The organism is Bifidobacterium goeldii (genome assembly GCF_003951095.1).
In the GTDB taxonomy this organism is placed as follows: Bacteria; Actinomycetota; Actinomycetes; order Actinomycetales; family Bifidobacteriaceae; genus Bifidobacterium; species Bifidobacterium goeldii.
Window position 1 is genome coordinate 70,657 of the sequence record NZ_QXGL01000003.1, and the last position, 18,974, is coordinate 89,630.

Annotated in this window: 13 protein-coding genes; 11 read left to right on the plus strand and 2 right to left on the minus strand. The window is 57.6% G+C overall.

What is annotated here, in order from left to right; genetic code table 11:
• Window positions 1-3: 3 nt before the first annotated feature.
• The 3 genes from gmk (at window position 4) to D2E25_RS05480 (ending at window position 3,101) form a co-directional block, all read left to right on the plus strand.
• Window positions 4-669, plus strand: coding sequence for a guanylate kinase (gene gmk / locus D2E25_RS10690; RefSeq protein WP_241217065.1), 666 nt, complete (start codon window positions 4-6; stop codon window positions 667-669).
• Between the two features lie 748 nt (window positions 670-1,417).
• Window positions 1,418-2,278: a hypothetical protein gene (locus D2E25_RS05475; protein WP_125980639.1), complete on the plus strand. Its 861-nt coding sequence runs from the start codon at window positions 1,418-1,420 to the stop codon at window positions 2,276-2,278.
• A gap of 52 nt (window positions 2,279-2,330) precedes the next feature.
• Window positions 2,331-3,101 (plus strand): hypothetical protein, encoded by a 771-nt coding sequence (locus tag D2E25_RS05480; protein ID WP_125980642.1) that lies wholly within the window; start codon window positions 2,331-2,333, stop codon window positions 3,099-3,101.
• A 123-nt stretch (window positions 3,102-3,224) separates the two neighbouring features.
• On the opposite strand, the gene ilvD is transcribed toward D2E25_RS05480, so the two are convergent.
• The gene (gene ilvD / locus D2E25_RS05485; protein ID WP_125980644.1) at window positions 3,225-5,087 is read right to left on the minus strand and encodes a dihydroxy-acid dehydratase; all 1,863 of its coding nucleotides are present in this window, start codon (window positions 5,085-5,087) and stop codon (window positions 3,225-3,227) included.
• A gap of 400 nt (window positions 5,088-5,487) precedes the next feature.
• Here ilvD and D2E25_RS05490 point away from each other — a divergent pair, with 400 nt between their 5' ends.
• The 4 genes from D2E25_RS05490 (at window position 5,488) to D2E25_RS05505 (ending at window position 12,976) form a co-directional block, all read left to right on the plus strand.
• Window positions 5,488-7,329, plus strand: a complete 1,842-nt coding sequence (locus tag D2E25_RS05490) for an ABC transporter ATP-binding protein (protein ID WP_164514734.1) — start codon at window positions 5,488-5,490, stop codon at window positions 7,327-7,329.
• Window positions 7,330-7,364: 35 nt separating this feature from the next.
• A complete protein-coding gene (locus D2E25_RS05495) occupies window positions 7,365-9,152 on the plus strand; it encodes an ABC transporter ATP-binding protein (protein WP_125980646.1) in 1,788 nt (595 codons plus the stop codon).
• Window positions 9,153-9,169: 17 nt separating this feature from the next.
• Window positions 9,170-11,554, plus strand: a complete 2,385-nt coding sequence (locus tag D2E25_RS05500) for an alpha-galactosidase (protein WP_241217044.1) — start codon at window positions 9,170-9,172, stop codon at window positions 11,552-11,554.
• 162 nt (window positions 11,555-11,716) lie between these two features.
• Window positions 11,717-12,976, plus strand: coding sequence for an AGE family epimerase/isomerase (locus D2E25_RS05505; RefSeq protein WP_125980648.1), 1,260 nt, complete (start codon window positions 11,717-11,719; stop codon window positions 12,974-12,976).
• A 144-nt stretch (window positions 12,977-13,120) separates the two neighbouring features.
• On the opposite strand, the gene D2E25_RS05510 is transcribed toward D2E25_RS05505, so the two are convergent.
• Window positions 13,121-14,224 (minus strand): LacI family DNA-binding transcriptional regulator, encoded by a 1,104-nt coding sequence (locus D2E25_RS05510; protein ID WP_125980650.1) that lies wholly within the window; start codon window positions 14,222-14,224, stop codon window positions 13,121-13,123.
• Window positions 14,225-14,512: 288 nt separating this feature from the next.
• On the opposite strand from D2E25_RS05510, the gene D2E25_RS05515 reads away from it, so the two are divergent.
• The 4 genes from D2E25_RS05515 to D2E25_RS05530 all read left to right on the plus strand — a co-directional run bounded on the left by D2E25_RS05515 (window position 14,513) and on the right by D2E25_RS05530 (window position 18,968).
• A complete protein-coding gene (locus D2E25_RS05515; protein WP_241217066.1) occupies window positions 14,513-15,580 on the plus strand; it encodes a glycerate kinase family protein in 1,068 nt (355 codons plus the stop codon).
• A gap of 92 nt (window positions 15,581-15,672) precedes the next feature.
• A complete protein-coding gene (gene rpoZ / locus D2E25_RS05520; RefSeq protein WP_125980655.1) occupies window positions 15,673-15,957 on the plus strand; it encodes a DNA-directed RNA polymerase subunit omega in 285 nt (94 codons plus the stop codon).
• A gap of 319 nt (window positions 15,958-16,276) precedes the next feature.
• On the plus strand, window positions 16,277-17,491 hold the full coding sequence (metK, locus tag D2E25_RS05525) for a methionine adenosyltransferase (protein WP_125980658.1): 1,215 nt from the start codon (window positions 16,277-16,279) through the stop codon (window positions 17,489-17,491).
• 172 nt (window positions 17,492-17,663) lie between these two features.
• On the plus strand, window positions 17,664-18,968 hold the full coding sequence (locus D2E25_RS05530) for a class I SAM-dependent methyltransferase (protein ID WP_125980661.1): 1,305 nt from the start codon (window positions 17,664-17,666) through the stop codon (window positions 18,966-18,968).
• The last annotated feature ends 6 nt before the right edge of the window (window positions 18,969-18,974 follow it).

The following is an 18,974-nucleotide window of genomic DNA, read 5'->3' on the forward strand; positions in this document are numbered from 1 at the left end:
GGCATGGGAACCGTAAAAGCCGCTGACCTCGCCAACAATCAGCAGAACACTGCTGACACTGCCACCAACAATGACGCAGCCAACAAGCCGAAAGGCCGTCTTGTCATCCTCACCGGTCCCGCCGGCGTTGGCAAAGGCACCGTAGAAAACGCGCTCCGCAAAGCACACCCCGAAGTTTGGGTCTCCGTCTCCGCCACCACGCGCAAACCCCGCCCCGGCGAAGTCAACGGCGTCAACTACTGGTTCCTCGACGACCACCAATTCTCCGCCAAAGAAAACGCCGGCGAATTCCTCGAAACCGCCACCGTCCACGGACTCGCCCGCTACGGCACCTTGTTGAAGCCCGTTCAAGAACACCTCGCCGAAGGCACCCCCACCGTCCTCGAAATCGACCTCCAAGGCGCCCGCCGCGTCAAGCAGCGCGCCAAAGAACTCGGCCTCGAAATCGTCTCCGTCTTCATCGCCCCACCCAGCTTCGACGAACTCGTCCGCCGCCTCAAAGGCCGCGGCACCGAAACCCCCGAAGAAGTCGCCAAACGTCTCGAAACCGCCCAAGTCGAACTCGCCGCCGAAAACGAATTCGACGTCACCATCGTCAACGACAACGTCAACAGGGCGGCAGATGAATTGTGGTCTATCATCGCCAACGAATACGGAATCAGCGAATGATGGAGCGTTAGCTGCGTTGCTCCTCGGTCGACGTGCTAAGCACGCCTTCCCTCGATGCGCCTTGCTACCGCACGCATCATTCGCTGATTCGGCGGGCAGAGGAGTGTATACCGCCTTTCTTCGACACTCGACGTGCTAAGCTGCGCGGCGCGCAGCCTTCGCGGCATAGCCGCTCACTTCGCCTAAGGGCAGTCCACTGGACTGCCCTTTTCACGGCTCAGCACCTTCGGTCTCAGACGGCGGTCTCCGCACGCATCATTCGCTGAATCCCCTAGGACTGCGTTGCTCTTCCTTTGTACGCGTATTCGCGTGATTTAAGCGCGGATATGGGGAAAAACGGACATATATGACGGCCTGAGTCATGATGTGGGGAAAATACGGTCATGAACAGCGCGAAAAAGCCAGTTTCGCGTCCGGTTTTCACCACATCAATTTGGAAGACCATGACGTGGATTATTTTCCCCACGAATGAGCCTTTTCACGACTATATTTTCCCCACATCGATTTCGAGACCGTCTCACATGACCCGTTGGGACTCCCTTCACGTCCGATTTTCACCACATCGAAATTCCGAACGGCCGTAACGCGTGGACTATTTTCCCCACATCAAAAAAACATCAAAAACCAGAGCAAACCGGCGTAGATATCAGCGTCGATATCGGCTTGCATCGACGCGACACGTGGCCGGGACAAGGGAGCACGACTATTCTTAGATGGCACGGGGGTATCGTTCTCCGATCGAGGTGCTATGAGACCAAAGCCGACCAATCCGCCGATGAATCCGACCATCCATCAGCCGTTCTATGCGAATACGCTAGAACCATACGACACGGCATACGCCGACGCGGAATGGCCCATCGTCGCTAAACCATACGATCCCGTACCCGTACGCCACAGACGGAAGCAAACCGTCATCATCTGGATAGGCATCAGTGCAGCACTACTTATACTCCTTCTGATAGCAGTAAATCTACCGTTCACATTGCCACAAGCCGTCTTCGTAGTACTCGGCTGCCTACTCATCACCGCTGTTACCATGGCCCTGGCCTACTGGTGGGACGATCGACGGCAGCTCAAATTACCCGCAACACCCGGATACGTCATCACCGGGCGAGCAATCCAACAAGCATATGCCGGGCGCATTCCCATCCAACGTCTCACATTGACCACGCCGATCATCCGTCACGATGTGTACAGCGGCAGCGACCTCGACTACTTCCTACGATACGAAATACTGCCCAACGATGTCTCACGACTCTGGTTCCAACCGACCAGACAAGTGCACTCATATTGGGTGTACTGGAGCGACAGAGATTATGGCAATCTCGCCACAATGCACTTCCAAAAATACAACATAGGCGGATACGCCAAAGCCACCCGATACGGGCTACGCATATCAACCACATTCATGAGACGCATTGCCCGCAAATACGGCGTAGACCTGCGCATGCGGCCGTGCATCCTCGAAGTGTACGGCACGCGTGCACGACTCATCCTGCCGCCAAACGCTCCCGAACTCGAAACCGGGCCGATGGATACGCATATCGGCAACGTAATCGACGACGTCGCCATGCTGCTCGACACGTTCGGCATAACACGATCCTGGTGATGACACAATGACGAATCCCATGCCATACAGCAATCCATACAATCCTCGGTCAATGCAATACCAGCCGGCCCCGCCGCCCGAATGGCCGATTCGCGTCGAAAGATACGATCCAGCCGCGGACAAATGGCCAATTCGCCGGCGTGCACTCATCTGCGCGTCAATCACGTTCGGAGCGTTCATACTCGCATTGCCACTGATCCTCACCGACGCGCACGGTACGCTGAACACATTGGCGGTGATCCTAGTGATCATCACAATCATGACCCTGCCGTTCACCATCCTGCTATCGCTCAAGACACTGGATCTACTGAAAGTCCCCTCCCGTCCGGGACTGATTATTACCGGGCAAGCGATCTTGGACGCGTACGCACGATACGGGGTAGGAGAGATTGCGCTATCGCCGCCGATCATAGGTCTTTCGGGGCAGGAATGGTACTTGTATTCGATGGCTCGCAATGATGTAACAACCCTATGGTTCCAGCCGACCGCGCAGCCACACCGATACACGCTGTACTGGCGCCAGAATGCTTACAAGGATTTCGAATCCGTCGGCGGTGGATGCATAGAGCGGATCACATATGAGCGGCCGACCCCGCGCGACCTGAAATGGTCTGCGCGGCATATGGCCGATTTAGGCACAGACCGGGCGCCAGGTGTAGACCTGCGCATGCGGCCATGCATCCTGGAAATATGGGGCGGGTATGCTCGTCTGCTATTCCCCACAAACGCGCCGCTGTTGGTCACCGCAATGCAAGATGCGAACATCAGAGGCGATATTTACGGTGTTATTCCGCCCACGGCCATGTTAGCGGATACGTTCTAATACGTTGCAACTTCCGATACGTGTACTGATTACACAGTTGATCGCGCATATGAAGGGGCGGTTGCCTACCGAGTGGTAAGCAACCGCCCCTTCATATGAAGATGCCGGTTTATTGGGGGCGGATCAGGCGAGGCCCGAAAGCTTATTGATCAGCTCGGGATCTCGCGTCGCGCCCTTGTCGGCGGAGCGGGCGAACGCGGCGTACGCCTTGAGCGCCTGGCTCACCTTACGATCGCGGTGTGCCACGTAGCCGTCGCCAGCCTCGAGTTCAGCGCGACGCTCAGCCAGCTGCTCGTCGGTCAGTTCCACGTTTACCGAACGATTCTCAATATCAATGTTGATGATATCGCCGTTCTTAATGAGCGCAATCGGGCCCTTGTTTGCAGCCTCAGGCGCGATGTGGCCGATAGCCAAGCCAGAGGAACCACCGGAGTAACGGCCGTCGGTGAGCATAGCAACCTGCTTGCCGATACCCTTGCCCTTAACGAAGGAGGTCGGGTACAGCATTTCCTGCATACCCGGGCCGCCCTTCGGGCCCTCGTAGCGAATCACCAACGCCATGCCCGGCTTGAGCGTGTCATTCAAAATGACTTCGATAGCCTGCTCCTGCGATTCGACCACCAGTGCCGGGCCGCGGAACTTCCAAATCTCCTGCGGCACGCCGGCGGTCTTCACCACGCAGCCATCAGGCGCGAGGTTGCCACGCAGCACAGCCAGACCACCCTCGTGAATCTCCGGGTGGTTGATGTCGTGAATAGCGCCGTTCACACGATCGGTGTCGAGCGAATCGAACAGCGTCTCGTGCGTCCACGGCTCCGGGGAAATAATGTGACCCGGTGCCGCATGGTACATTGTCTTGGCCTCTTCAGTGCACGTCGGACGCATAATGTCCCAATCGTCCAACTTGGCTTCGAGCGACGGGTAATCAACCGAATGCACGTCACGGTGCAGCTTACCGGCGCGGTCGAGCTCGCCGAGAATACCGGTGATGCCACCGGCGCGGTGCACGTCGGAAATCTCCCACTTGCCAGACGGGGAAGCCTTGCAGATGCACGGCACAGTGTGCGAAATACGCTCGATATCGTCCAGCGTGAAGTCCACGTCAGCCGACTGAGCCATTGCGAGGATGTGCAGCACGGTGTTCGTAGAACCACCCATAGCCACATCCATCGTCATTGCGTTCTCAAACGCGTGCTTGGTCGCGATCGAACGTGGCAGCACGGAATCGTCATCCTCGTGGTAGTAGCGGTTCGCAATGTGCACGATTTCGCGTGCGGCCTTGCGGAACAGCTCCTTGCGGAAGCCGTGCGAAGCCAGAATCGTGCCGTTACCCGGCAGGGCGAGGCCGATCGCCTCAGTCAAGCAGTTCATCGAGTTTGCGGTGAACATGCCAGCGCACGAACCGCAGGTCGGGCACACGCTCTTCTCATAGTTGAGCAGATCCTCTTCCGAGATGTTGTCGTCGGCGGACGCGTACATCACGGAGATCAAATCAGTGTTCTTCTTAACAGTGCCGTCGGCGAGCACTGTGGTACCGGCTTCCATCGGGCCACCAGAGACGAAGATCGTCGGAATGTTCAGGCGCAGCGCAGCCATGAGCATGCCCGGCACGACCTTGTCGCAGTTCGGGATGCAGATCAGCGCGTCGGCGCAGTGTGCGTTCACCTGGTATTCGACCGTGTCAGCGATGATGTCACGAGAAGGCAGGGAGTACAGCATGCCGGTGTGACCCATTGCAATACCGTCATCCACAGCCATCGTGTTGAACTCGCGTGGAATACCGCCCGCTTCCTTAATTGCTTCGGAGACGATGCGGCCAACCTTGTTGAGGTGCACGTGACCGGGAAGGAACTCATCGAACGAGTTCGCAATGGCGATAATCGGCTTGCCGAAATCCTTGCCGTCGACGCCGGCGGCACGGTAGAGGGCTCGGGCGCCCGCGAATACGCGCCCATTCATTAGTTTCGCGGATCTCATTTCTGCCATGCTTCTATTCAAGCCCTTTATCGAGACACGCGTGTTGTCAATAGTCAGATACTGGAATTTTCACAAGTGTTACAAATCGAAGGATTGCGCATCGTGCGCTTGGCATGGTATGGCGGCAGGTTATGGCGGCATAGCAGGCAAGGCAGGATTGAGACTAGCTGAGAGCTGAATCGCCGAGTGTCATCTCGACCCGCAATCGCCGTGCGACTAGACTGATATGCGTTTGCGAAACGAATCGCGTTCCAGCGGGCAGTTCCAGCCGGCAAAGGAGAGTACCGGCATCGAGGTACGGGGCGCGGGGGAGTCGTGAATCGTGGCGGCGACGAATGCCGCGCGCGGCGAAGGAGAGCGCCGCGCCAACCACAGGCAAACAATCCGAAGAAACGGTGATCTCCTCGTCATGTACGTCGATCCGGGAATCAACCAGAACAAGGGCAACCTTCGCTGGATCCTGCCCTATTGCACACCAGACCTGCCGCGCGTTATTGGCGCGATTATCCTGTTCATCGTCAACAACACGATGGCCCTTACCATTCCGATCATCTCCGGTCTTATTGTCGACCGTGTTATCGTCGGCGGGCACACCGAAGAACTCGCGAAATTCTGCGTGTTGATGATCGTAATGACCCTCGTGCGTGTTGGCGCGCGCTACGGGTATCAGCTATGGATGGAACGCTTTGGGCAGAATTCCGTCTATCGTCTCGTCAGCGACGAGTACGAGAAACTGCACGAACTCGATTTCACCTACTTCAACCACACGCGTACCGGCGACATCATGAGCCGCATGACCTCCGATACCGACGCGATCCGCCACTTTCTCAGCTGGGTCGACTACCAAATCACCGACTGCGTGGTCATGTTCGTCGGCGCGCTGACTGTCATGTTCACGATCGACTGGCATCTCGCGCTTGCGCTCGCCTGTGTCACCCCGTTCATCTTCATCCTCACACGCGGCCTGTCGTCGCATGCTCATCCGCTGTTCTTCGCAATCCGCAATTCGCTAGCCGAACTCAACTCAATGGTCGAAGAGAACATCGAAGGCAATCGCGTTGTCAAAGCGTTCGCCCGCGAACCGTACGAGACGCGCAAATTCGACGAGCACAACGACGATTACATGGAACGCAACATGGCGCTCGCCTATAATTCACGCCGATACATGCCGTGGCTCGACGGACTCGGCTTCTCATTGCAGCTTATTACGCTTGGATTCGGCGGCTACCTGGTTATCGCCGGCGATATGACACTTGGCAACCTCGTGAGCTTCAACTCCTTCCTGTGGATGATCGACGGTCCTGTGCGCATGTGCGGCTGGCTGATCAACGACTGGCAACGTTTCAACGCCAGCTGTATCAAAATCAGGAAGCTCCTGACCGAACATTCGCGCATCGTCGAACGCTCCGACGCGGCACAAACAGTGGCCCGACCACAAACGCATATCGCCGGCGATATTCGCTTCGACCACGTTTCCTTCGCGTTCCCAGACGATCCGAATACGCCAATTCTCGACGATATCGACTTCCACGTGCCCGCCGGATCGAAGCTCGGCATCCTCGGCGAAACCGGCGCCGGCAAATCCACGCTGGTCAGCCTCATCTCTCGTTTTTATGATCCGACCGCCGGCCGCGTGCTCATCGACGATATTGACGCGCGCGACTGGCCGCTTTCCACCCTGCGCTCGCAAGTGTGCATTGTCGCGCAGGACACCTTCCTGTTCTCTGACACCATCGAAGGCAATATTTCCTTCGGCGCCGGCAGCGGAGACGACAACGCAACTGGCGATCGCACTGGCTCAGGTGATGGTGTTGACGACGAGTTCATTCGCCGTATGGCTCGTATCGCCGGTGCAGACGGTTTTATTCGCGCACTGCCCGACGGCTACGGCACGATCGTAGGAGAGCGCGGCGTCGGCTTATCCGGTGGGCAAAAGCAACGCCTGAGCTTGGCACGTGCGCTCGCAGACGACCCGGCAGTGTTGATCATGGATGACACGACTTCGGCCGTTGACATGGAGACAGAAGCGCAGATTCAGCAGCATTTGCGTGAGATGGACGACCATAAGACGATCGTCACGATCGCACACCGCATCTCGTCGGTCAAAGACTCCGACCTGATTCTTGTGCTCGAGCGTGGACGCATTGTCGAACGCGGTACGCACGCCGAACTCGTCGCTGCACACGGCCGCTACTGGAGCATTTATTCAAAGCAGCTCGGCGCCCAGTCTGGTGCCGCGCAAGGATTCTGATCGATTCTGATCGATTCCGATCTGGGGGAAATCCTATGGCACAACGTAATACGTTCCGCGAGGACGAGGAACTCGAAGAATCCATCAACCTACATGACATTGCGCGTGTAGGCGTCTATCTCAAACCGTATTTGCCGGACGTGGCGCGCATCCTGACGGTCGTGATCTCAATGAGCTGTATTACAGTCAGTGTGCCGTATCTGACCAAGATCATGATCGACGATGCAATCCCGAACAAAAACCTGGGGCATTTGGGCATGCTGGTCGGCGTGCTTGCGTGTCTGATCGTCGTATACGAATTCGCATTGCGCTACCGCACGGTGGCGATCACGCGCGTCGGCCAGCTCATGCTCAAGGACATGCGCCGCGATCTGTTCACGCACATCCAGACGCTGCCGTTCAGCTACTTCGATTCGCGCCCGCACGGCAAGATCCTCATTCGCGTGGTCAACTATGTCAACACGCTTTCCGACACGCTTTCGTCGGGCTTAATCAGCGTGTTCGCCGACGTGTTCACGTTTCTGGTCACGCTGGTGGTGATGTTCGCGATCGACTGGCGTCTCGCGCTGTGGAGCCTCGTGCTCTTTCCGCTCCTGATCGTCTGGGTGCGCGTGCTGCAGTATTTCCAGCGTCGCGCATACCAGAAACTGTCGAACAAGCAGAGCAACTTGAACGCGTTCATCCACGAGTCGATCGCCGGCGTTAAGACCACGCAGACGTTCGCGCGCGAGAAAGCGCAGTTCATGACCTTCCAGCAACAGCAGGACGATGTGCGCACCGCGTGGATGGCGGCCAAGCACATTGAGTTCCTCATGTGGCCGGGCGTACAGACGATCTCCGTGATGACGATCGCGTTCATCTACTTCGTCGGTATCACCGGCTTTGGCGGCGTGAACGTGACCACCGGCATGCTTATCGCGTTCGTCGGCTATGCGAACAACTTCTGGAACCCGGTCATCAACATCGGCAACTTCTACAACCAGTTGGTCACCTGCTCAGCGTACTTGGAACGCATTTTCGAGACGCTCGACGTGGTACCTGAGATCGAGGACCGCCCGGGCGCGCGTGACCTGCCTGAAATCCGCGGGCGCGTCGATTTCAACGACGTCGTTTTCCGCTACGAGGACGGCGGCCGCAATATTTTGAATCTCGTCGATTTCCACGTCGAGCCCGGTCGCACGATTGCGCTCGTCGGGCCGACTGGTGCCGGCAAGACCACGATTGTGAGCCTCCTGTCGCGCTTCTACGATGTGACCGAAGGATCGGTTGACATCGACGGCCATGATGTGCGCGATGTGACGCTCGCCTCGCTGCGCCGGCAGATGGGTGTGATGCTGCAGGACACGTTCATCTTCTCCGGCAACGTGCGCGAGAACATCCGCTACGGTCGTTTGGATGCGACTGACTCCGAGATTGAAGCGGCGGCGAAGGCCGTGCACGCGCACGAGTTCATCATGGAGCTGCCTGACGGCTACGACACAGTGGTTGAGGAGCGTGGCTCCACCTTGTCGGCCGGACAACGCCAGCTCATCGCGTTCGCGCGCGTGCTGCTTGCCGATCCGCGGATTCTGATTTTGGATGAGGCGACAAGCAATATTGACACGCGCACCGAGGAAGCATTGCAGGCTGGACTTGCGCATTTGCTGAAGGGGCGCACGTCGTTCGTTATCGCGCACCGCCTGTCGACGATTGAGAACGCGGATGAGATCCTCTACATCGACCATGGGCGCATTATCGAGCGCGGCTCGCACGCCGAACTGCTCAAAGCCAAGGGCGCGTACTGGCGCCTTTACGAGTCCCAGTACGCGGCCATTCGTGCGTGAACGTACAGCAAGACATAATGAAGAGTATGAACATGGGCGCACACCAGCAGCTGATCGCGATCAATGACGATCTCAACCAATTCCACCTCACCAATCGGTACGTGAGCATGATCCTCGGCGTGGTCGAAGGCAAGCTCGTCAACCTGTACACGGGTGCGGCCGTGCCGTACCGCGATGACTTCGGCTACCTTGTTGACGACGCGTTCCGCGTACAGGCGACCACCGCCGGCGAGCACAGCGAACACTGCATCGAGCAGCTGCGTCAGGAGTTCCCCGAATACGGCCGTGGCGACTTCCGCGGGCCAGCCGTCACCATCCTCCAGTCCAACGGATCGCGCATCACCGACTTCCGCTACGCCGGCTACCGGGCAACGAACGGCAAACCCGAGCTCGAAGGTCTGCCATCCACGTACGCGGGGGAGTCTAAGGCTGATAAGTCGGACGAGGCTTCGGGTACCGCCGCGATTGACGACGCGGCTGAGACCTTGTCCATTGACCTGAGGGACGACCTGACAGGGCTCACCGCCACCCTCAACTACGCGATCTTCCGCGATGAGCCGGTTATCGCCCGCAGCGTGCGGCTCACGAACGGCGGCAGCGAGCCGGTCATTATCGAACGGCTTGCGAGCTGTAACCTCGATCTGCCGGATAGCGACTACACAATGACCGAGTTCGTCGGCGCGTGGGCGCGCGAACGTACGCCGCGCACGCAGCCGCTCCACCCGGGAGTACAGTCGGTTGCCTCGATGTGGGGTGCGAGCAGCCCATACTTCAGCCCCAACGCGATCTTCGCCCGGCCTGATACCAACGAGGACCAAGGTGAGGCGTTCGGACTCGCGTTCGTCTACTCCGGCAACTTCGACTTGCACGCCGAAGTCGACGCGTACGATACCACGCGTCTGCAGCTCGGCATCAACCCGGAAGGCTTCTCATGGCGACTCGCGCCAGGAGAGTCATTCCAGAGCCCCGAGGCACTGCTCGGCTACAGCGCGCATGGCTTGAACGCGCTGAGTCACACGTTCCACCACATCGTGCTCGACCACCTGACAAACCCGCGCTGGGCACGCCGCGAGAGGCCAATCCTCATCAACAATTGGGAGGCGACATACTTCGACTTCACCGAAGACAAGCTGCTCGAACTCGCACGTCTCGCCAAACAGGCTGGTGTCGAACTGTTTGTTCTCGATGATGGCTGGTTTGGCCGCGGTAAGCACGCTCGCGTCAACGACCGAGCAGGACTGGGTGACTGGATTGTCAACCCTGACCGGCTGCCCGAAGGCATCGCCGGCATCGCAGAGAACATCAACGCAATCGGCTTGAAGTTCGGCCTGTGGTTCGAGCCGGAGATGATCAACCGCGCCTCCGACCTATACGAAGCACACCCCGATTGGGTAATCGCCACTCTAGGGCGCGACAGTGCCGTCTACCGCCACCAGTACGTGCTCAACTTCGCGAATCCGGACGTCGTAGACCACATCTACGCGACGATGCACGCAGTACTCTCCAGTGCGAACGTCGCGTACGTTAAATGGGATATGAACCGATTCATCACCGAGGCTTACGACGCCACGCGTAGCGCCGAGCATCAGGGTGAACTATTCCATCGGTACATTCTCGGCGTGTACGCGCTCTACCGCCGACTGCTCGCCGCATTCCCCGATCTTCTTATCGAAGGGTGTGCGTCCGGTGGTTCACGATTTGACATGGGCATCCTCGCCTACTCGCCGCAAATCTGGGCCAGCGACGATACCGATGCGGTTGAACGGCTGTCTATCCAATACGGCACCAGCGCCTTCTTCCCGGTCTCAGCGATGGGCGCGCACGTGTCGATCACGCCGAACCATCAGACCGGGCGGTCCGAATCACTTGCCATGCGCGGCGCTGTCGCGATGTTCGGCACGTTCGGCTACGAGATGGACTTGACCCGACTGGGGGAGGGCGAGCTCGCCGAGATCGCGCAGCAGATCGCATTCTTCCGGAAGTACGCGCCGTTGCTGCACAACGGTGACTTGTACCGTCTGCGCGCGCCGTACGACCATCGCCAGGCCGCGTGGATGACAGTCTCGAGCGACCGGCGCCACGCGATCGTCGGCGACTACGTGGTCCTCGGCGTGCCGAACCGGCCCAAGTCGCGCGTGCGGCTGCGCGGGCTCGACGAGGACGCGCTCTACCGCGTCACATCGTTATCACGGCTGGAGATCCCGGACGATGACGATGATGAGGTTGACAGCATTGCTGGGGCGACGCCCGGTGACGCCGGTACGGTTCGCGGTTCCATTCCGGACGGTGTAGCTGTGGTCCGCTCCGGCGGAGAGCTCATGCACATTGGTATCGACGACACCAACATCGGCCCTGATTTCGCCGCTCGCATTTACCTCGTTGATCGGCTCGACGAGGAGTGAGACAACGCCCGCCTGCGCATCCCTGTGAGGGCGTGTCGCGTTGTTTTCCTTATTTCGGTAAGCCTTTACAGAATTTTTCCGAATCTGTTCGACAGAAGACTGTAATAGCTGTACACTTAATTACGGTAAGGGCTTACCGCAAAGTGGCGAAAGGATGCGACGATGGCGAGTGTCACCGATAAGAAATACCAGCGCGGAACCGCCGAGAATGAGGCGTTTCTCGACCATGAGACGAACGAGCTGTTGAATTTCGGGGTGCATTTCCCCTATAAGGACGGCGGTTCCACATGGCTGGATAGCGAAGGCAACCCGGACCTGTCCCACGGTGTGGAGACGTGGATCACCTCCCGTATGGCGCATGTGTACGCGCTGGGAAGCCTGTACGGTGGCCACCCGGGCTCTGAAGAGCTGGTGGATGCCGCGCTTAAGGGCCTCACTGGCATCCTGCATGACGATGTGAACGGCGGCTGGTATCCACAGGTATTTACTGACGGTACGCACGTGCCAGGCAAGGTGTGCTATGCGCACGCATTCGTAATCCTCGCGGCCTCGTCAGCTACGTATATCGGCCGCCCGGGTGCGAAGGAATTGCTGGATGAGGCGTTGAAGACGTACAACGAGCACTTCTGGGATGAGAAGGCTGGTCTGGCGGTGGACACGTGGAATACCGAGTTCACTGAGCTGGACCCGTATCGTGGTCTGAACGCGAACATGCATTCAGTGGAGGCGTTCCTCGCGGTCGCCGATGTGACGGGCGACGAGCAGTACCGTCAGCGTGCCGGCCATGTTATCGACCAGGTTCTCGGTTGGGCTGAGAACAACGAATGGCGTATTCCTGAGCATTTCAATGCTGAGTGGGAACCACAACTCGAATTCAACGCTGACAAGAAGGACGACCAGTTCAAGCCGTACGGCGCCACCCCGGGCCACGGCATTGAGTGGGCTCGCTTGATCACACAGTGGGCGCTGTCTACCTATCCGGAAGATGAATCGGCACGCAAGCCGTACGTTGCTGCAGCCGAGCAGCTGTTCCGCCGTGCCGTGATGGATGCATGGGATGCAGACGGTGCGCCTGGCATCGTGTACACGACCGATTGGAATGGTGAGCCGGTCGTGCATGATCGCATGCATTGGACGCTCGCTGAGGCGATCAACACGTCCGCCACGCTCGCCAAGGTGACCGGTGACACGTACTACGACGAGTATTACGCGCGTTTCTGCAAGTATCTCGACGAGTGCGTGATCGACCATGCTAAGGGTTCTTGGTTCCATCAGCTCGATCAGCATAATCACGTGATCGATACGGTATGGCCGGGTAAATCTGATTTGTACCACGCAACACAGTCCACGCTGATCGCGCGTCTTGACCCGTCATTGTCTATCGTGCCAGCACTCGGCCAGGCTCGCAAAGCTGGCAAGTGAGATCGTAGAAGATTTGCGATGAAGCGGAGTGCGGTGATTCAAACCGCGCCTCGCGCAACGCGCAGTATGCAATAAAAAGGCGATGGTGATCAGTCATATCTGGACCTGATCGTCATCGCCTTTTTGTGTTGGTGCTGTTTGCGCTCACCTGCGCGGCAGTGAACCGCGCAACACTATGTCTGGAGCACTTTGCACGTAGATCAAACGGCTGGCTGCCTCCTCAGCTCCGTCTGTATCTGTGTCATGCTTGGCAAGAATGCTGTCCACAGCGGACTGGCCCATCTGTTCAAGTGGCAGATGCACCGTAGTCAGCGGCGGGTATACGTCAGCGGAGTATGGAATGTCATCGAAGCCGGTAACGCCCACATCTTTGCCGGGCTCAATGCCGTTTGCGCGCAAGGCTGTCATCGCACCAATTGCCATCACATCGTTCAGCGCAATAACCGAATCGACGCCGTGGCCGTTATAGAGCGCACCTTCACCGGGCTTAAGTAGACCAGAACGGGCCATTTGCATGATCGCGGCATAGCCTTCAGTGCGGCTGAACTTGCCATTGGCAATGGCCTTTGGATCGATGGTGATACCCGCATCGGCGAATACTTCAAGCATTGCGGCGAGTCGTTCATGCGACGAGCGGTGATTTTCGTCACCACGCAGGATTGCGGGGTGCGTATATCCCGAATCGACGATGAGCTGAGCAATCGCACGCGCACCAACATCATTGGCTACATCCACGGCGGAGAATGGTAGGTTGCGGTTGAGAATGAACACCGCGCGACCGCCGGTCGACTCATACTGTTTCAGTTCTTCGGTGAGTTTTTCGCGTTCGGGCGCGTTGACGTATTCACTTTCCGAGATGATGATGCCGCGCGGGCGCGTAGCGGTAGCTTTGCGCACGGCTTCAAGCTCTTCGTGCGGGGTAGTGGCTACACCGATGGTCACTGAGATACCGCGTTCTGCCGCCGCTTTGACTACGCCCTGCGAGACGGATGCAAAATATGGGTCGGAGATGTCGGAAACCAGCAACACAATGTTGGGTGCTGCACCTTTGGCAACCGCCTGCGCGTAAGCGTTGGGTCGGTAGTTGAGCTTGTTAGCAGCCGCCATCACCTTCACATACGATTGATTGCGTACCTTGCGAGTGCTGCCATTGAGCACGCGGGATGCGGTGGCGATGGAAACATTGGCTTCACGCGCGACGTCCATCAGTGTTGCCGGCGAGACTGCCTTGTCGTTTTGGATAGCCACAATACGCCTAGTCCTTTTCTTCGCTAAGGTTCTTTCCTGAAGCGGAAAACTATTTGAAACGCTTACCGTAATAATAGCCGAAAAGCGTGACTGTTGTGAGCGTCAACGTTCAAAAGATGAATAAAATGTTTGAAAGTCAGATTTTTGACGTGCTTGAATGTGTGGGAATACATGGTAAGCGTTTTCCATTTTGGCGTGTCGTAGAGTATGCTTGAAGCCATGACGCGATATCTATGCGCCCCCGACTCGTTTAAAGAGAGCCTGACTGCCATCGAAGCAGCACAGGCAATGGCCCGGGGGATCAAGAAAGCGGACCCCGAAGCTGAGGTTCGATGCCTGCCAATGGCCGATGGAGGCGAAGGCACCACCCGTGCGCTCGTTGACGCCACCAGCGGTGTAATGCGCTCCGTTACCGTGCATGATCCGCTTGGTCGGCCAATCACTGCATCCTTTGGAATGCTCGGAGACGGTACGACCGCCGTGGTTGAAACAGCGGCGGCAAGCGGCCTGGGATTACTGAAATCAGGGGAGCGCGATCCACTCATCACCTCGTCCTATGGCACCGGTGAACTCATCCGCGCGGCGCTCGACGCCGGGGCACAACGCATTCTTATCGGTCTTGGTGGATCCGCTACAAATGACGCGGGCGCTGGCATCCTTCAGGCGCTCGGTGCGAAGTTGCTGAACAGTCTCGGCGAGGAGCTGGCGTCCGGAGGGGCGGCGCTCGCCGGTCTTGACCATGTGGATCTGGATGGTCTCGACCCGCGATTGGCCGAAGTTGAGATCGTCGCCGCCTGCGACGTGACCAACCCGCTGACCGGCCCGAACGGCGCCAGCGCCGTATTCGGCCCGCAGAAGGGAGCGTCCGCCACCGATGTCGAGCTGCTCGACAAGTCATTGACCCGTTTCGCTATCGTCGTCGAACGCCAACTAGAGGTACACATCGCCGACCAGCCTGGAGCTGGAGCCGCCGGCGGTATCGGCGCTGCACTGCTTGCGTTCCTGCATGCGCGGTTCATGCCCGGCGTCGATTTGGTCATCGAACAGGCCGGACTCGATGCAGCCGCGCAGTGGGCCGATGTCGTGTTCACTGGCGAAGGCTCTATTGACTTCCAGACTAAATTCGGCAAAACGCCGGCCGGCGTGGCAAAAACCGCCAAAAAATATGGGCGCCCGGTCATCGCTGTTGCCGGGCACATCGGCCGCGGTATCGACGAACTACACGAGGCCGGTATCGACGCTGTCTTCGGCATCGCACCTGGTGCCGCCTCGCTTGAGAACCTACTCGAGCACGCCGCCGACAACGTCACCTTCACCACCGAACAAATTGTGCGCACACTGAATCTCAGCGCATGATGGTAATACCAGTGCTGTAGTCATACGCGTCCACACATATGGCTACACTTGCTTCGATTGGGTACATGTACGCAAACGTTTGGAGAATAACTATGCCTCTCGGCACCGATCCTACACCGCAGGGTTTTGCGAATCCCCCCATTGACGACTTGATGCAGCACGCTGATTCCAAGTACGCTCTGGCAATTTTTGCTGCTAAGCGTGCCCGTCAGATCAACTCCTACTTCACTCAGCTCAACGAAGGCCTTCTGCAGAATGTTGGCCCGCTGGTTGAATACCAGAACCAGGAGAAGCCGCTGTCGATCGCATTCCGTGAGATTAACGACGGCTTGCTCGAGGAAACCCTTGGCGAGGATGATCTGAACGAAGGTAACTGAGTTCGTTCAACGTGCGTTTCCACGTCCAACCCTCGTACAGACATAGCGTCCGCCGAGGTGTTTGCATCGTGACTCGCATGCGGCCAGATAGTGGTTATCGTCGCTACTGCTCTGGCATTGATTGGCGCAGCATTCCAAGCTGGATTGCTGCATGACGATGTGGACGCCTCCAGAGAACAACGATGACGGTGATGCAATATCCATCGCATCGTTTCGATGGGGGCGTATTATTTTCTGCAACAAAAATGTTCGGTCCGTCTTCCCGCCGGTGCGGGCCGATTGGGGGATCGGCGGGCAGTATTAGGAGGTGCGAAGCGGTATGGAGCGACGATTGATCTCCGCCGAATCGGTGACAGAAGGCCATCCCGACAAGATTTGCGATCAGATTTCAGACGCGATTTTGGATGACCTACTCAAGCAGGATATTCACTCGCATGTTGCCGTGGAAACAGTGGCTGGCGTCGGCCAATTCCTCATTTTTGGTGAGGTAAACAGCGAGGGCTATTGCGAAGTACAGCACGTTGTGCGCGATGTCGTGCGCCGCATTGGTTATACGAGCAGTGAGATCGGCCTTGATGCTGATTCTTGCGGCGTGCTCGTTTCCATCACTGGTCAGAGCGCCGAAATCAACCAGGGCGTCTCTCGTCTGAGCCACGAGCAGGAGTCTGCAGCGAGCCGTGAGGAGCGTTACGAAGCACAGGGCGCTGGCGATCAGGGCGTTATGTTCGGCTATGCGACCGACGAGACGGATGTGATGATGCCGCTGCCGATCTACCTTGCGCATCGACTGGCTTATCGTCTCGCCCAAGTGCGTAAAAGCGGCGAAGTCGCACACTTGCGCCCGGATGGCAAGACGCAGGTCACCATCGAATACGACGAGCATGACAAGGCTATCCGCCTCGACACCGTGCTCATCTCCACGCAGCATGACCCGGAGGCGAGCCACGACTGGCTTGAGGCGCAGCTGGTTGAGCATGTCATCACTCCGGTGCTCAACGATGTGCTTGGCGACAAGGTGCGTCACGACGATTACCGTGTGCTGGTCAACCCGACCGGCTCGTTTGTGCTCGGTGGCCCGGCCGCTGATTCTGGTTTGACTGGCCGCAAGATCATCGTCGATACGTACGGTGGCGCAGCTCACCACGGTGGCGGCGCGTTCTCCGGCAAGGATCCAAGCAAGGTTGATCGTTCTGCCGCATATGCTGCGCGTTGGGTTGCGAAGAACATTGTGGCTGCTGGCCTCGCTCACAAGGTTGAGGTTCAGGTTGCGTACGCAATCGGCGTGGCTGACCCGGTGAGCGTCAACGTGGAAACGTATGGCACTGAAATCGGTGGCGTAACGCGTGAACAGATTCAGAAGGCTGTGCGTGAAGTGTTCGACCTGCGCCCGGCAGCGATTATCGACGAGCTTGACTTGCTGCGTCCGATTTACTCGAAGACTGCCTCATACGGTCACTTTGGCCGCGAGGATAAGGACTTCACGTGGGAGCGTACTGATAAAGCTGATGCACTGAAGGCTGTTATCGAAGCGTAAGAGTGAAGCGCTCACACTGCAACTCGCACTGTGAGCTCGCATGATAATTGCATGACAGACTATGGCGCCTGCCGTGATGTGGTTCACGGCAGGCGTTTCGCATATGGGGACATGTAAAGCAATGATTCCCGAGGCCTTGCCGCGGGAATACGTGGAAAAGAGGCGAATACCAATGGGATATGGTAGGAACATGACCGTGGCCGAGATGGTCAGCGAATTCATTGAGCCTAATGACAAACTGCGCGTCACAGCATTCGACGGTTCAACATTCGGCCCGGACTCGGCTGAATTGACGGTAAAAGTGAACACACCGAATGCGGTGTATCAGCTGCTTGAACATCCAAATGAAATTGGCGCAGTGCGCGCTTATGTACTCGGCGATTTTGACATCGATGGCATTGACTATGCGGATCCATATCCACAGTTGCGCCAATTGCGTGCGCTGGCACCATACGTAAAACGCGCGACGCCGCTCGCGGTAGCGAAGGTCGCTTCTGCAGTTTTCAGCCATGGTATTCGCCGAGCTCCTGTGCCAGCTACTGAAGGCCCTTCAAAATTCGCGCGCATCAAATCTGGCTTGTTGCCGCACACTGAGAAGGCTGACAGTGAGACTGTGAGCTTCCACTACGACATGTCTAACGACTTCTACCGCAACTTCCTCGGCCCGACCATGACCTATACCTGCGCCGTATTCCCAACTGAGAACACCAGTCTTGAGGATGCGCAGCGTAACAAGATTCGTCTTGTGCTCGACAAACTTGGGCTTAAGCCTGGCGATCGTCTACTTGACATCGGCTGCGGATGGGGATCGCTGGTGATCGAAGCTGCTAAACGTGGTATCAAAGCGCTTGGCGTGTCCCTGTCGAAGGAACAGATCGAGTACGGTCAAGCGTGGATTAAGCGCGAAGGTCTTGAAGATCTTGCCGAATTGCGCGTTATGGACTACCGTGACGTGCCCGAACGTGACTTCGACGGCATCTGCTCGATCGGCATGATGGAGCACGTGGGCGTGAAGAATTATCAAAGCTACTTCGAAGCAATGTACAAGCTGTTGAAGCCTTGCGGACGCTTACTCAACCATCAGATCACCATCAGCCATGACAAGCCGAACGGCAAGCCTGGCACTGATGAGTTCCTCGACCGCTATATTTTCCCCGACGGCGATCTTGGCGCGCCTGGATTTATTGAATCATGCATTCATGATGCTGGCTTCAACGTAGTACATCAAGAAAACCTGCGTCAGCATTACGCGCTCACCTTGCATCATTGGAACCATAACCTGTCTGAGCATTGGGATGAAGCAGTACAGGAAGTCGGTTTTGAACGTGCGAAAGTGTGGGGCTTGTACATGGCTGCATGCGCGCTCAACTTCGAGCTCGACGGCATCCAAGTGCACCAGTTCCTCGCTGTGAAGCCCGATCGTACAGGCCACCCGGATGGCAAGTGGTATCCGCTGCGCCCATGGTGGAAGGCGTGACAGACA

Coding starts and splice junctions, on each gene's coding strand:
- gmk (WP_241217065.1), top strand. CDS start 4: ATGGGAACCGTAAAAGCCGCTGACCTCGCCAACAATCAGCAGAACACT.
- D2E25_RS05475 (WP_125980639.1), top strand. CDS start 1,418: ATGAGACCAAAGCCGACCAATCCGCCGATGAATCCGACCATCCATCAG.
- D2E25_RS05480 (WP_125980642.1), top strand. CDS start 2,331: ATGCAATACCAGCCGGCCCCGCCGCCCGAATGGCCGATTCGCGTCGAA.
- ilvD (WP_125980644.1), bottom strand. CDS start 5,087: ATGGCAGAAATGAGATCCGCGAAACTAATGAATGGGCGCGTATTCGCG.
- D2E25_RS05490 (WP_164514734.1), top strand. CDS start 5,488: ATGTACGTCGATCCGGGAATCAACCAGAACAAGGGCAACCTTCGCTGG.
- D2E25_RS05495 (WP_125980646.1), top strand. CDS start 7,365: ATGGCACAACGTAATACGTTCCGCGAGGACGAGGAACTCGAAGAATCC.
- D2E25_RS05500 (WP_241217044.1), top strand. CDS start 9,170: ATGAAGAGTATGAACATGGGCGCACACCAGCAGCTGATCGCGATCAAT.
- D2E25_RS05505 (WP_125980648.1), top strand. CDS start 11,717: ATGGCGAGTGTCACCGATAAGAAATACCAGCGCGGAACCGCCGAGAAT.
- D2E25_RS05515 (WP_241217066.1), top strand. CDS start 14,513: ATGGCCCGGGGGATCAAGAAAGCGGACCCCGAAGCTGAGGTTCGATGC.
- rpoZ (WP_125980655.1), top strand. CDS start 15,673: ATGCCTCTCGGCACCGATCCTACACCGCAGGGTTTTGCGAATCCCCCC.
- metK (WP_125980658.1), top strand. CDS start 16,277: ATGGAGCGACGATTGATCTCCGCCGAATCGGTGACAGAAGGCCATCCC.
- D2E25_RS05530 (WP_125980661.1), top strand. CDS start 17,664: ATGGGATATGGTAGGAACATGACCGTGGCCGAGATGGTCAGCGAATTC.